1 pseudogene is annotated in these 512 nt (G+C 53.5%); it reads right to left on the bottom strand.

Annotation, left to right across the window (positions count from 1 at the left end):
* A pseudogene (locus AC1MDC_RS28705) lies at positions 1 to 485 on the bottom strand (toxin VasX); the annotation flags it as partial.
* Between the last annotated feature and the right edge of the window lie 27 nt (positions 486 to 512).

The following is a 512-nucleotide window of genomic DNA, read 5'->3' as shown; positions in this document are numbered from 1 at the left end:
GGCCTGGCGCTGCTTTGCATGGAGACCCGAGGGGTATAAAGGATGAGGTACAAACGGTCGAGTTCTTCCTGTTGGGCTTTTGGCGCGATGGGCCCCAGATCGATAGCCCGCGCTTTAGACCAGCAGCAGTTGTTCAGGAAGTTTTGCAGCGGCGTCTTTTCGAAAATCCAGGCCGTCAGATACAGCAGACCCAAACCGGCAATGATCCAGTTCAATGGCCCCATGTAGAGCGTGTAACGCAAGATGGCAGTTTCCGCTGTTATTGAGCCGGCCAAGGCGCGGCCGGTATAACCAACCCCTAACAGCGCTTGAGCACCGAAGGCCGTGAGCTGTCCTCCGACTACGGTCTGACGCATCTTTAACCACGGGTCAATATGCGTATTTGCTTTCTCTAATTGAACTTGCAGAGACCTGTATTCGTGCACGGCTGCTACAAATGACAACCCACCAATCACCCCACCAAACAAAGTAAGCGTCGGAACCATCGACCGCCCCTTACCAAACTCTTTAAT

The sequence above is a fragment of the Pseudomonas sp. 1 genome (genome assembly GCF_056626735.1).
This window is presented reverse-complemented; position numbering and strand designations above follow the sequence as displayed.